Annotated in this window: 13 protein-coding genes; 10 read left to right on the forward strand and 3 right to left on the reverse strand. The window is 74.1% G+C overall.

Annotated elements, in window-relative coordinates; genetic code table 11:
• Nucleotides 1–105 precede the first annotated feature (105 nt).
• From MILUP08_RS17300 to MILUP08_RS17325, 6 genes are all read left to right on the forward strand, one after another.
• Nucleotides 106–1,104 (forward strand): helix-turn-helix transcriptional regulator, encoded by a 999-nt coding sequence (locus tag MILUP08_RS17300; protein ID WP_007459939.1) that lies wholly within the window; start codon nucleotides 106–108, stop codon nucleotides 1,102–1,104.
• Nucleotides 1,101–2,147 carry a helix-turn-helix transcriptional regulator gene (locus MILUP08_RS17305; RefSeq protein WP_007459942.1) on the forward strand — a complete coding sequence of 349 codons (1,047 nt, stop codon included), beginning with the start codon at nucleotides 1,101–1,103 and terminating at the stop codon, nucleotides 2,145–2,147. The genes MILUP08_RS17300 and MILUP08_RS17305 overlap by 4 nt, the downstream gene beginning before the upstream one ends.
• Before the next feature lie 10 nt (nucleotides 2,148–2,157).
• The gene (locus MILUP08_RS17310; protein ID WP_007459944.1) at nucleotides 2,158–2,403 is read left to right on the forward strand and encodes a hypothetical protein; all 246 of its coding nucleotides are present in this window, start codon (nucleotides 2,158–2,160) and stop codon (nucleotides 2,401–2,403) included.
• Between the two features lie 179 nt (nucleotides 2,404–2,582).
• Nucleotides 2,583–2,897 carry a Sec-independent protein translocase subunit TatA gene (gene tatA, locus MILUP08_RS17315; protein WP_007459946.1) on the forward strand — a complete coding sequence of 105 codons (315 nt, stop codon included), beginning with the start codon at nucleotides 2,583–2,585 and terminating at the stop codon, nucleotides 2,895–2,897.
• An 18-nt stretch (nucleotides 2,898–2,915) separates the two neighbouring features.
• On the forward strand, nucleotides 2,916–3,866 hold the full coding sequence (gene tatC / locus MILUP08_RS17320) for a twin-arginine translocase subunit TatC (protein ID WP_007459948.1): 951 nt from the start codon (nucleotides 2,916–2,918) through the stop codon (nucleotides 3,864–3,866).
• Nucleotides 3,867–4,140: 274 nt separating this feature from the next.
• Entirely contained in the window at nucleotides 4,141–5,025 is an 885-nt protein-coding gene (locus tag MILUP08_RS17325; RefSeq protein WP_051065973.1) for a diacylglycerol kinase family protein, read from the forward strand.
• On the opposite strand, the gene MILUP08_RS17330 is transcribed toward MILUP08_RS17325, so the two are convergent.
• A complete protein-coding gene (locus MILUP08_RS17330) occupies nucleotides 4,988–5,905 on the reverse strand; it encodes an EamA family transporter (RefSeq protein WP_007459952.1) in 918 nt (305 codons plus the stop codon). The two genes, MILUP08_RS17325 and MILUP08_RS17330, sit on opposite strands and share 38 nt — an antisense overlap.
• A 170-nt stretch (nucleotides 5,906–6,075) precedes the next feature.
• Between MILUP08_RS17330 and MILUP08_RS17335 the strand changes: the two genes are divergently transcribed.
• Both MILUP08_RS17335 and MILUP08_RS17340 read left to right on the forward strand, forming a co-directional pair.
• Nucleotides 6,076–6,372, forward strand: coding sequence for a hypothetical protein (locus MILUP08_RS17335; protein WP_237747107.1), 297 nt, complete (start codon nucleotides 6,076–6,078; stop codon nucleotides 6,370–6,372).
• A gap of 28 nt (nucleotides 6,373–6,400) precedes the next feature.
• On the forward strand, nucleotides 6,401–6,766 hold the full coding sequence (locus MILUP08_RS17340; protein ID WP_007459955.1) for a hypothetical protein: 366 nt from the start codon (nucleotides 6,401–6,403) through the stop codon (nucleotides 6,764–6,766).
• 18 nt (nucleotides 6,767–6,784) lie between these two features.
• Here MILUP08_RS17340 and MILUP08_RS17345 read toward each other — a convergent pair whose 3' ends face one another.
• Nucleotides 6,785–7,555 (reverse strand): HAD family hydrolase, encoded by a 771-nt coding sequence (locus MILUP08_RS17345; RefSeq protein ID WP_007459957.1) that lies wholly within the window; start codon nucleotides 7,553–7,555, stop codon nucleotides 6,785–6,787.
• A gap of 86 nt (nucleotides 7,556–7,641) precedes the next feature.
• On the opposite strand from MILUP08_RS17345, the gene MILUP08_RS17350 reads away from it, so the two are divergent.
• Together MILUP08_RS17350 and MILUP08_RS17355 are read left to right on the forward strand one after the other, a co-directional pair.
• Nucleotides 7,642–10,443 carry a DEAD/DEAH box helicase gene (locus MILUP08_RS17350; protein WP_007459958.1) on the forward strand — a complete coding sequence of 934 codons (2,802 nt, stop codon included), beginning with the start codon at nucleotides 7,642–7,644 and terminating at the stop codon, nucleotides 10,441–10,443.
• A 165-nt stretch (nucleotides 10,444–10,608) separates the two neighbouring features.
• Nucleotides 10,609–11,511, forward strand: coding sequence for an MHYT domain-containing protein (locus MILUP08_RS17355; protein ID WP_007459963.1), 903 nt, complete (start codon nucleotides 10,609–10,611; stop codon nucleotides 11,509–11,511).
• Between the two features lie 21 nt (nucleotides 11,512–11,532).
• Here the strand turns inward: MILUP08_RS17355 and MILUP08_RS17360 are convergent, their stop codons facing one another.
• Nucleotides 11,533–11,901 (reverse strand): nuclear transport factor 2 family protein, encoded by a 369-nt coding sequence (locus MILUP08_RS17360; protein WP_007459965.1) that lies wholly within the window; start codon nucleotides 11,899–11,901, stop codon nucleotides 11,533–11,535.
• Between the last annotated feature and the right edge of the window lie 51 nt (nucleotides 11,902–11,952).

Consider the following 11,952-nt stretch of genomic DNA (forward strand, 5'->3'; position numbering starts at 1 on the left):
CCGTCGCCGCGCCGCTCGGGTGGCGCGACAGCCCGGATCCGAACAGATGTGCGGCACGCCCGCGTGGGTGCACGCCCGCGGCGCGTCGGCTGCTAGCGTCTACCCGTGTCGCGGACCCGCACCGAACGCCTGGTCAACCTGGTGATCTGCCTCCTGTCCACGCGACGGTTCCTGACCGCCGCGCAGATCGCCGCGACCGTGCCCGGCTACGAGCACGACCCCGACGACGCGCGCGACCACGAGGCGTTCCAGCGCAAGTTCGAACGGGACAAGGCCGAGCTGCGCGAGCTGGGCGTTCCGCTGGAGACCGGCACGGCGAGCGTCTTCGACGCCGAGCCCGGCTACCGCATCGCCCACCGTGAGTACGCGCTGCCCGACATCCCCCTGGAGCCGGACGAGGCGGCCGCGGTCGGCATCGCCGCCCGCCTGTGGCAGCACGCCGGGCTGGCCGCCGCCGCGTCGTCCGGGCTGGCCAAGCTGCGCGCCGCCGGGGTGGACGTCGACCCGCAGGCCACCCTCGGCATGGAGCCGATGGTCACCGTCGACCCCGCGTTCGCGCCGCTGACCGCCGCCGCGCGGGACCGCCGCGAGGTCGGGTTCGACTACCGGGTGCCCGACCGGGACGCCCCCACGCGCCGCCGGCTCCAGCCGTGGGGCGTGGTCTGCTGGCGCGGGCGGTGGTACGTGGTGGGCCACGACCTGGACCGCGCGGCGACCCGCTGCTTCCGCCTGTCCCGGGTGGTCGGCGCGGTCCGGGTGACCGGCGCGCCCGGGGCGTACGAGCCGCCGGCCGGCGTCGACCTGATCAGCCACGTGGCCCGCTGGTCCGGGCCGGTGGAGCGCACCGGCCGGGCCACCGTGCTGGCGGCGCCCGGACGGGCCGCCGGCCTGCGTCGCTGGGCGGTGGAGGTGACCGCCGGACCGGACGGCGACCACCTGGTCCTGCCGTACGCCGACCCGGACGGGCTGGCCGGCCAACTCGTCGGGTACGGCCCGGACGTGCGGGTGCTCGATCCGCCGGAGGTCCGCGAGGCGGTCATCCAGCGACTCAAGGAGATCGCCGTCCGGCACGACGAGCTGGCCGTCTCCGGGGGTGCCCGGTGACCCGCCCGGCCGCCCGCGGCGGTTCCCGGGCGTCCGCCGACCGGCTGGCGCGGCTGCTCAACCTGGTGCCCTACCTGCTGGCCCGGCCCGGCATCGAGATCGCCGAGGCGGCCGGTGACCTGGGCGTCACCGAACGGCAGCTCCGGGAGGACCTGGAGCTGCTGTGGGTGTGCGGGCTGCCCGGTTACGGCCCGGGTGACCTGATCGACATGGCGTTCGACGGCGACCGGGTGACCATCACCTACGACGCCGGCATCGACCGGCCGCTGCGGCTCACCCCCGACGAGGCCCTCGCGCTCGTGGTGGCGCTGCGGATGCTCGCCGAGACCCCCGGGGTGGCCAACCGGGAGGCCATCGAGCGGGCCCTCGCCAAGATCGAGGACGCCGCCGGTGACCTGGTGGGCGCACCGGTCGCGGTCCGCCTGCCCGGGGACACCCGGCGGGTCGAGGCGCTGCGCGCCGCCGTGGAGGGCGGCCGGGCGCTGCGGATCACCTACTACACGGCCGCACGGGACGAGACGACCGAGCGCGTCGTCGACCCGCTGCGGATGCTGATGGTCGGCGGTCGGGCGTACGTGGAGGCGTGGTGCCGGCGCGCGGAGGCGGTGCGGCTGTTCCGGGCCGACCGGATCGACGCGATCACCGAGCTGGACGAGCCGGCCACCGTTCCGCCGCAGGCCGTCCCGCACGACCTCACCGAGGGCGTCTTCCGGCCGTCGTCCGACCTGCCGCTGATCACCCTGCGGGTCGGTCGGAGCGAGCGGTGGATCACCGAGTACTACCCGTGCGAGCGGGTCGAGGCCGGCGACGGCGACCAGTGGCTCGTCTCGCTGCGGGTGACCGACCTGGGGTGGGCGCGGCGGTTCGTGCTGGGCCTCGGCCCGGACGTCACAGTGGTCGCCCCGGTCGAGCTGGCCGACCAGGTCCGGGCGACCGCCGCCGCCGCGCTCGACGCGTACGCCGTGCCCGTGGCCGCGGTGCGGCGGGCCCCGGCCGATTCCGTGCCGCCGGGCGATCCGGCGGTGGCCGCCGGCACCCAGTAGGCTGACCGGCGTGCTGATCTGGATCGTGCTCGCGGTGGTGCTGCTCCCGCTCGTGGCGCTCGCGCTGGCCGTACGCCCGGTGCTGAGCCGGCTGCCCCAGCTGCGCCGCGCCGCCGTGGCGCTGCAGCGACGGGCCGCCGAGGCGGAGGGGCTGCGGGAGACCGCCGAGGCGTTGCAGCAGCGCGCCGAGGGCGTCCAACGCCAGCTCGACACCGCTCAGCAGCGCCTCGCCGTGATCCAGGCCAAGCGCGGCTGACCGACAGCTGTCGGCACCCGCCGTCCCCGACCGGGTGGCGATGGTTGACTGATCATCACGGTTGGTCAAGACTTCACCGGCCGGGCCCTGATCATCATCCCCGGCAGGTGGCATTCGGTTCATCCGCACGTACGATGGGCTGCGTACCACCCCCGGACACAGAGCGACTGGAGCTTCTCATGGGTGCCCTCAAGCCGTGGCACATCGCCGTTCTCGTGGTAGTGCTGATCCTGCTCTTCGGTGCGAAGCGGCTTCCCGACGCGGCCCGCTCGCTGGGTCGCTCGCTGCGGATCATCAAGGCCGAGACCAAGAGCCTGCAGGACGACGACCGCGACCTCGCCGAGAAGGCCGACGCGCAGGCCGGCTACCAGCCGCTGCCGCCGCACGCCGGCCAGCAGGCGCCGTACGCCGGCCAGCCGCAGCAGGCGCCGTACCAGCAGGCGCCGGCGCAGCAGCCGGTCGTCGACCCGGTGCACCGCGTCCGCGACAACTGACCGAAGGGCCCCACCACCGTGGCCTTCGCACTGCGTAAGCGCGGCCCGAGCACGTTCGAACGGGCCGCCGACGGCTCGATGACGCTCATCGAGCACGTCCGTGAGCTGCGCAACCGCCTCTTCCGCGCCTCGCTGGCGATCCTGATCGGCTTCGGCTTCGGCATCTGGCTGGCCGAGCCGGTGCGGCATCTGCTGTCGCAGCCGTACTGCGACCTGCCCGGGTCGAAGGACGCGTCCGGCAAGTGCCTGTTCGTCCAGCTTGGCCCGGCGGACCTCTTCCTGCTGAACCTGAAGATCGGCCTGTGGGTGGGTCTGATCATCGCGGCGCCGATCTGGCTCTACCAGCTCTGGGCGTTCATCGCGCCGGGCCTGCACCGGCACGAGCGGCGCTACGCGTACGCCTTCACGGCCCTGGCGGCGCCGCTCTTCGCCGCCGGCGCGGTGTTGGCCTTCTTCGTCACCGCCAAGGGCCTCGAGTTCCTGATGAACGTGTCGGGTGACGACATCTCGACCACCCTCGAGGTCACCCGGTACATCTCGTTCGTCACCAACCTGATCCTGCTGTTCGGGGTGGCGTTCGAGTTTCCGCTGATCGTGCTGATGCTCAACTTCGTGGGCATCGCCAGCGCGAAGCGGCTGCTCAGCTGGTGGCGGGTGGCGATCTTCGTGTTCTTCGCGTTCTCCGCGGTGGTCACCCCCACGCCGGACCCGTTCGGGATGACCGCCCTGGCGGCCTGCCTCTCCGCGCTCTACTTCGCGGCGGTCGGGGTGGCGTTCATCAACGACCGGCGGCGCGGGCGGGGCAAGGAGGTCTACGCCGGTCTCGACGACGACGAGGTGTCGCCGTTGGAGTTCGACACGGACCCGGTCGTGGCCGGGCAGCGGGTCGACGCGACCGCACCGGTCGGCGCTCCCGAGCCGATCGCCAAGCCGGCACCCATCGAACGCCGCTACGACGACATGACCTGACGGCTCCGCGCCGCCCGGTTCACCGACGCCGTCCCCGCCTGCCGGGGGCGGCGTCGTCGCGTCAGCGGGCCACTGCTGGGGCGCTCACCCGACGCGTCGACGGCGGGACTGATCGTGACGTCCTCCGCCCCCGGTTAACGGCGGGTGTCCGACCGGTACGGTGCTGCCCGTGACCGCAGACGATCACCTGCCCGGCCCGCCCAGCGATGGCCCGGTCGAGCGCACCCCGTCCGTCGGCGACTCGGTCGACCGTGTTCGGGATGAGGCCGGCCCCGTGGCCGTGCTCGCCAACCCGACCGCCGGCCGGGGACGGCACCGGGCCCTGCTGCCGCGGCTGCTGGACGGGCTGGCCACCGCCGGCCGGCCGGTCCGACTGCTGTCGGCGTCCACTCCGGGCGAGGCGGAGGCGGCGTGTCGGAGCGCGGTCGCCGGGGGCGTCGGCGCGCTTGTCGCGGTCGGTGGCGACGGCACGGTGCACCGGGCGATGCAGGCGGTCGCCGGCACCGACGTGCCGTTCGGGCCGGTGCCGGCGGGGACCGGCAACGACTTCGCCGTCGACACCGGCTTTCCGGCCGATCCCGTCGCGGCCGTGGCGGTGATCGCCGACGCGCTGCGCGCGGGCCGGACGCGCCCCGTCGACCTGGCCCGGATGACCGGCGCCGACGGGGCCGAGCGCTGGTACGGGGCGGTCCTCGCGGCAGGCTTCGACGCGATAGTCAACGAGCGCGCCAACCGGATGCGCTGGCCGCGCGGCCCTCGCCGCTACGACCTGGCGATCGTGGTCGAGCTGGCCCGGCTCCGGCCGCGCCGCTACACGCTGCGCCTCGACGGGGTGCCCCACGAGTTGGACGCGGTGCTGGTGGCGGTGGGCAACTGCCCCACGTACGGCGGGGGGATGCGGATCTGCCCCGACGCCGACCCGACCGACGGGCTGCTCGACGTGGTGGTGGCCGGCCGGGTCGACAGGCGGACCCTCATCCGGGTCAAGCCGCGCATCTACCAGGGCACCCACGTGAGCCACCCCCTGGTGAGCAGCTACCGGGCGCGCACGGTGGAGCTGGCCGCCGACGACATCGTCACGTACGCCGACGGGGAACGCTCGCTGCGGCTGCCGGTGACGATCACCGCCGTGCCGGGCGCTCTGCGGCTGCTGCTCTGACCCGTACCGCGCCGATGCTGGCCGCGATGACAAGCACGATGGCGGCGCACTCCAGCAGCGTCAGCTCCTGCCGCAGCACCAGCCAGCCGGCGAGTGTGGCGATGGCCGGGCCGAGGCTCATCAGCACCGCGAAGGTGGCCGTCGGCATCCGGCGCAGGGCCAGCAGCTCCAGGGTGTACGGCAGTCCGGAGGCCAGCACCGCGAGGGCCGTGCCGAGCGCCAGGATCGTCGGGTCGAGCAGCACCGCGCCGCCGTCGACGATGCCCAGCGGCAGGGTGACGAGCGCGGCGAGGGTCAGGGCCAGGGCCAGCCCGTCCGCGCCCGGGAACCGTCCGCCGACCCGCGCGCTGAGCACGATGTACGCCGCCCACATGGTGCCCGCGCCGAACGCGAAGGCCACCCCGGCCGGGTTGAGCCGATCGAAGCCGCCCTGCCCGAGCAGCGCCACCCCGGCCAGCGCCAGCCCCGCCCAGCACCAGCTCGCCAGCCGGCGGGCGGTGAAGACGGACAGCGCCAGCGGGCCGAGGACCTCCAGGGTCACCGTCGGTCCGAGCGGAATCCGGTCGATGGCCTGGTAGAACAGCGAGTTCATGCCGGCCAGCGCCAGCCCGAACGCGCCGGCCGCCAGCCAGGCCGAGCGGTCGTACCCGCGCAGTCGGGGCCGGCACACGACGAGCAGCAGCACCGCCGAGATCGTCAGCCGCAGGGTGACCGCCCCGGCCACCCCGGTACGCGGAAAGAGCAGCGCGGCCACGGCGGAGCCGAACTGCACCGACAGCGCCCCGCCGAGCACCAGCCCCACGGCGACGACGCCGCCACGGCGCTCCGGGGGCGCCTCGGCCGGGCGTGCGCTGGGCAGCAGGGTCTCCGTCACGCGCATGACGCTAGGCGGTCGCCTCAGGCAACTCTCCAGCGGTGTCCACGGCAGCGGGCGGCGCTTGCGGGCGGGCTTCGACGGGCGGGCCGCGTGGACGCCTGAGCGCCCACACGGGCCGCAGATGGTCGCCAACCTGGTGCTACCGGCGTAGCGTCGCGGGTATGACCAGCGCCATGCGGAAACTGTCAATCTCCGTGCCACCCGACGTGGCGGAGCGCCTGGAGCGCGAGGCCAACGCGAGCGCCTACATCACCCAGGCCGTCCGGGATGGCATGCGCCTGGACGCCCTGGATGCGGAACTGGCCCACCAGGGCATCCGCATCACCGAGCAGGGGGTGGCCGAGGCGCGCGCGCGTCGTGCCGCAGTCGAGGCGGAGTGGTCGCCGGAGCGCCGGAACGCCCTGCGCGAGCGGGCACGCCAGCACGCGCTCGACACGTCCGCCGGCGCTGTCGACCAGCCGGCCGCGTGACCCGGAGGACGACCGGCCGATCCGGCTCGTGCTGGACCGCTCGGCGCTGCTGGCCTACCTGGCAGGGTCGGTACACGTGGGGGAGCCGCTGCACGAGGTCATCCAGGACCGCAACAGGTTCGGCGTCACCGCCGTGACCGTGGCGGAAACCATGGCGATCGTCAGCGACCCGAAGGAACGGGCGACCCTGCACCGGCTGCTGACCCTCGACGCGTGCGAGGTGCTCGCCACCGACGGGCGCTCCTGGCACGAACTGAGCTTCTGGCGCACGGTGACGGGTCGTGCCGACCTGGCGACGACGGTGCTCGCCGTGCTCCACCACGACGCGTCGATCCTCACCGGAGAGGACCGGTACGGCGACGGCGACCTGCCGGTGATCCACATTCCGGGCTGACGGCAGGCGAGCGCTGGGTCAGGCGGGTAGGGCCAGGTCCAGGACCGCGCCGAGGCCGTTCTCCCGGCCCGGGTCGGCGGCCGGGAGCACCAGCACCGCGCAGCCGGCGGCGACGGCGCCCGCGTCGGCAGGTGTGTCGCCGACCATCAGCGTCTGCTCGGGGTCGACGCCGAGCATCCCGCAGGCCCGCCAGAAGATCGCCGGGTCGGGCTTGCAGCGGCCCACCTCGTACGACAGCACGAACGCGTCGACGAGGTCGGTCAACCCCCAGGCGTCGAAGTGCGGTCGCAGGTCGAAGCCGATGTTGCTGACCACCGCCACCCGCACACCGGCGTCGCGCAGCGCGGCGAGCGTGGGGGCGGCGTCCGGGTACGGCAGCCAGCCCTCGGCGACGAGCAGCCGCTCGTAGAGCGCGTCGGCGAAGCCCTCGATGTCCGCGTCCACGGTCTCGGCGAGCCCGGTGTACGCCGCCCGGTGCGCGTGGGCGTAGAGGTCCCGGTCGGCCCACAGCTCGGCCAGCCGGGGCGGCACCCGGGCCGGCAGCGGGCCGCCTGCGCGCCCGGCGGTCAGCAGACGGTCGGCAAGCGAGGTGGCCCGGACCCGGTCGAGGGTGACCCCGCACGCGGCGGCGGCTTCCGTGACCCACTGCCGGGGCTCCTCCACCTGGGCCAGGGTGCCGTGGAAGTCGAAGAGCACCGCCTTGACGGGCCGTCGGGACGCGCGGGGGGCGCTGGCGTCCGCGACGCTGCCCGGCGGACTGGTCTGGGGCGGTTCGGCATGGTCCGGCACGCCGTGCACCCTACCGACCGCCGCCGACGGCCCCTCCGCACGGCCTTGTCGGGTGTCGTGTCCCGGCACGCACTAATCTTGGTGCCATGTCGAGTCCCGCCGAGCGGTATGCAGCGGCGCGCCGCCGGGCCGCGCAGACCGCACAGTTCCCGGCGCTGGACGAGTTCGCCCTGGACCTGGGGTTCGATCTCGACGACTTCCAGCGGGAGGCGTGTCAGTCGTTGGAGCGGGGCAGCGGCGTGCTGGTCTGTGCCCCCACCGGCGCCGGCAAGACCGTGGTCGGCGAGTTCGCCGTACACCTGGCGTTGCGGGGGCGGCCCGACGACCCGGCGGCGGCCGACGACGCCGCGACGCCACCGATCCGGCGCAAGTGCTTCTACACCACGCCGATCAAGGCGCTGTCCAACCAGAAGTACCACGATCTGGTCGCCCGGTACGGCGCCGAGCAGGTCGGCCTGCTCACCGGCGACAACGCGATAAACGGCGACGCGCCCGTGATCGTGATGACCACCGAGGTGCTGCGCAACATGCTGTACGCGGGGTCCAGCACCCTGCAGGGGCTGGCCTACGTGGTGATGGACGAGGTGCACTACCTCGCCGACCGGTTCCGCGGTGGCGTGTGGGAAGAGGTGATCATCCACCTGCCCGCCTCGGTCACCCTGGTCTCGCTGTCGGCGACGGTGTCAAACGCCGAGGAGTTCGCCGACTGGCTGGTCACCGTGCGCGGCGAGACCGCAGTGGTGGTCAGCGAGCACCGGCCGGTGCCGCTGTGGCAGCACATGCTCGTCGGCAAGCGGATGTTCGACCTGTTCCACGACGCCGACGCGGCCCGCAAGCACGACGTGCACCCGGAGCTGCTGCGCTACACCCGCGACCAGATGCGCCGTCTGGAGCTGGGGGAGGGGCGCAGCGCCGGGCCGGGCTCCGGTCGGCGTGGTCCCCGCTGGCGTGGGCCGATGCGCCCGGACATCGTCGACCGGCTGGACCGCGAAGGGCTGCTGCCGGCGATCCTGTTCATCTTCAGCCGGGCCGGCTGCGCCGCCGCCGTGCAGCAGTGCCTGGCCGCCGGGCTGCGGCTCACCTCGCCCGAGGAGCGGGCCGAGATCCGCCGCGTCGTCGAGTCCCGGGTCACCGCCATCCCCGGCGAGGACCTGACGGTGCTCGGCTACTGGGAGTGGCTCGACGGCCTGGAGCGGGGCCTCGCGGCCCACCACGCCGGCATGCTGCCGGTGTTCAAGGAGATCGTCGAGGAGCTGTTCGTCAGGGGTCTGGTCAAGGCGGTCTTCGCCACCGAGACCCTGGCGCTGGGCATCAACATGCCGGCCCGCTGCGTCGTCCTGGAACGCCTCGTGAAGTACAACGGCGAGGCGCACGTCGACCTGACCCCGGGGGAGTACACGCAGCTCACCGGGCGGGCCGGCCGGCGCGGCATCGACGTCGAGGGGCACGCCGTCGTGGTGTGGTCCCCGGAGACCGACCCGCGGCACGTGGCCGGGCTCGCCTCCACCCGCACCTATCCGCTGCGGTCCAGCTTCCGGCCCTCGTACAACATGGCGGTGAACCTGGTCGGCACGGTCGGCGCGGAGCCCGCCCGGGCGTTGCTGGAGTCCTCGTTCGCCCAGTTCCAGGCCGACCGGTCGGTGGTCGGCCTGGCACGGCAGGTGCAGCGCAACACCGAGACCATCGAGGCGTACGGCGCGGAGGCCGCCTGCCACCACGGCGACTTCGACGGGTACTTCGCGCTGCGGGTGGCGATCGCCGACCGGGAGAAGGCGATCGCCCGGCAGGGGCAGACCCAGCGCAAGGCCGCCGCCGTGGCGTCGCTGGAGCGCCTGCGGGTCGGTGACGTGATCCGCGTGCCGTCGGGTCGGCGGGCCGGCCTGGCGGTCGTGCTGGACCCGGCGACAGGCGGTTTCGGCGAACCCCGTCCGCTGGTGCTCACCCAGGACCGCTGGGCGGGACGGGTCAGCCCCGGCGACTTCACCACCCCGGCGGAGGTGCTGGCCCGCATCCGGGTGCCCAAGCACTTCAACCACCGCTCGCCGGGCGCCCGGCGGGACCTGGCCGCCGAGGTCAGCGGCACCGGCCTGGACCGGCACGGCGGTCGGCGCGGTGGCCGCTCCCGGCAGACGCCCGGCGAGGACCACCAGCTCACGCAGCTCCGCACCGAGCTGCGCAACCATCCCTGCCACGCCTGCCCGGAGCGCGAGGAGCACGCCCGCTGGGCGGAGCGACGCCGTCGCCTGGAGCGGGACACCGAGGAACTGCGCGAGCGGGTGTCCGGGCGCACCGGGTCCCTCGCGCGGACCTTCGACCGGATCGTCGCCCTGCTGACCGACCGTGGCTACCTCGCCCGCGACGGCGCGGTCACCGACGCCGGTCGGATGCTCGGCCGGATCTGGACCGAAGCCGACCTGCTGGTCGCCGAGTGTCTGCGCCGACGCGTGTGGGACGGCCTCTCCCCGGCCGAGTTGGCCGCGGCGGTGTCCGTGGTGGTCTTCGAGGCGCGTCGCGACGTCGACGAGCGGGCGTCGCTGCCGCGTGGCCCGGTGGCCGACGCGGTGGACGAGACGCTGAAGCTGTGGGGCGAGATCGAGGCCGACGAGGCGGCCCGCGGTCTGTCCGCGACCCGGGAGCCGGATCTGGGCTTCGCCTGGCCGGTCTACCGTTGGGCGCGGGGTGAGGCCCTGGCCAAGGTGCTCGGCAGTGGGCACGAGATCGACGGGGAGATGCCCGCCGGTGACTTCGTCCGGTGGGCGCGGCAGGTGGTCGATCTGCTCGGTCAACTTGCCGACTCCGGCGGGGCCTCCCCGGAGCTGCGCTCCACCGCCCGGCAGGCGATAGCGGCCATCAACCGGGGCGTGCTGGCGTACCACACCTCCGCCTGATCATCATTTTCGGTCAGCGCCACCCCGGGACCGACGCATCGGACGGTCACCGCGACGGCACCCCCCGCATCGTCCGGGGGGTGCTGTTGCGCCTGCTCCGGGCACCCCTGATCATTGCCCGAGCGTCGTTTTTACGCGCCGGTAACGAATGGGGAGAGAACCGCCGTGGCGGACATCAATCACTTTGAGTACGGGTGGATCACGCCCGCGCTGAGCTACGCGCTGTCCGTGCTCGGCTCGGTTCTCGGCCTCGTCTGCGCCGGCCGCATCCGGACCGCCCGCACCGCCGGTCAGCGCGCCTGGTGGGGCCTGTTGGCCGCCTGGGCGCTCGGCGGCACCGCCATCTGGGCGATGCACTTCATGGCCATGCTCGGCTTCGCCGTCGACGGCGCGCGCATCCGGTACGACGTGCCCCTCACCGCCGCCAGCACCGCCATCGCGGTGGTCGCGGTCGGCATCGGCCTGGCCATCGTCGGCACCGGCCGGCTGAATCCGCTACGCCTCGTCGCCGGCGGCGTCTTCACCGGCGCCGGCGTCGCCGCCATGCACTACACCGGCATGGCGGCGATGCGCCTCAACGGCAGCCTCGGCTACGACAGCACCCGCGTCATCCTCTCGGTGGTCATCGCGGTCGTCGCCGCGACCGTCGCGCTGTGGCTCGCGATGACCGTCCGGCGCGGCCTGGCGATCTTCGCGTCCGCGCTGGTCATGGGCGTCGCCGTGAACGGCATGCACTTCACCGGCATGAGCGCGCTGTCGGTGCACCTGCACGAACGTGCGGGCGGGGTGAGCGGCGCCGGGGTGAGCGCGCTGCTGGTGCCGATCGTCGTGGCGGTGATCTTCGGTGTGGTGGGGCTGCTCTACGCCCTGCTCGCCGCGCCCACCGACGACGACGTGGCCGCCGCCGCGTACCTCGACGCGCGCCGGGGACCGGAGCCGGCCCCGGCCGCGCCGGTGGCCGCTCCGGACCCGGTCGGACTGCGCGCCCGCTCCACCCTCGGGCAGCCCGGCACCCCGTTCCCGTCACGCCGGGACACCCCTACGCGCCGGGACACCCCGTCGCGCTGACACCGCGCACCCGGGGGCCGATCAGGCCTCCGGGACCCGGTCCAGCCAGCCGAGCACCTGGCGCAACCGCCCGTCGCCGTCCACCACGGCGACGTCGAAGCCCACGATCGGCGCCTCGACCCCGTCGGGCCCCAGCTCCCAGGTGAACCGGACCTGGTCGTGGTGGCCGTCGACCGGTCCGGCCAGCCGGAACGTCATGCCGGGGAACCGGTCCTGCACGGCCGCGATCATCGTGTCGATCGCCTCCCGGCCCTCGGCGACGCTCAGCGGGTCCACGTAGCGGGCGTCGGCAGCCCACACGTCGGCGATCTCCGTGCGGCGACGGGCGGGATCGGTCTCGTTCCAGATCGCGATGTACCGCTCGGCAAGCGTGTCGAAGCTCGTACCCATGGCTTCCTCCTCATCGTGGGATGTCGGGCGGCGGTGGACGCCGCCCTCGGA

The organism is Micromonospora lupini str. Lupac 08, assembly GCF_000297395.2.
In the GTDB taxonomy this organism is placed as follows: domain Bacteria; phylum Actinomycetota; class Actinomycetes; order Mycobacteriales; family Micromonosporaceae; genus Micromonospora; species Micromonospora lupini.

Coding starts and splice junctions, on each gene's coding strand:
- MILUP08_RS17330 (WP_007459952.1), bottom strand. CDS start 5,905: ATGCGCGTGACGGAGACCCTGCTGCCCAGCGCACGCCCGGCCGAGGCG.
- tatA (WP_007459946.1), top strand. CDS start 2,583: ATGGGTGCCCTCAAGCCGTGGCACATCGCCGTTCTCGTGGTAGTGCTG.
- MILUP08_RS17335 (WP_237747107.1), top strand. CDS start 6,076: ATGCGGAAACTGTCAATCTCCGTGCCACCCGACGTGGCGGAGCGCCTG.
- MILUP08_RS17360 (WP_007459965.1), bottom strand. CDS start 11,901: ATGGGTACGAGCTTCGACACGCTTGCCGAGCGGTACATCGCGATCTGG.
- MILUP08_RS17350 (WP_007459958.1), top strand. CDS start 7,642: ATGTCGAGTCCCGCCGAGCGGTATGCAGCGGCGCGCCGCCGGGCCGCG.